The sequence below is a fragment of the Leifsonia sp. SIMBA_070 genome (assembly GCF_046534635.1).
In the GTDB taxonomy this organism is placed as follows: Bacteria; Actinomycetota; Actinomycetes; order Actinomycetales; family Microbacteriaceae; genus Leifsonia.
Genome location: NZ_JAWRYK010000403.1, coordinates 1 through 264, shown reverse-complemented (window position 1 = coordinate 264; position 264 = coordinate 1). Strand labels below are relative to the sequence as shown.

Here is a 264-nt window from a genome sequence, read left to right as displayed (position 1 = left end):
GCCAGGGCCTGGCGATCGAGGCACAAGGTGGTCTGCGTGGCCTGACGGTGAACGACGCCGGCTATCCCGGAGATCTGACGGAGCTGTTGAAGGAGGGCGGGGCGTCGCTGGAGGAGGCGAATCGGCGGCTCGCCGGGGGACGCGCCCTCGAGGAAGAGTCGATCCGCTTCCTGCCCCCGCTGACGCGGCCGTCGAAGATCATCTGTGTGGGGCTGAACTATGCCGATCACACCAAGGAAAGCCCCTATGACCAGCCCGACTACC

At 66.7% G+C, this 264-nt stretch carries 1 pseudogene; it reads left to right on the top strand.

What is annotated here, in order from left to right:
* Window positions 1-264, top strand: a pseudogene (locus SB754_RS20845) (hypothetical protein); the annotation flags it as partial.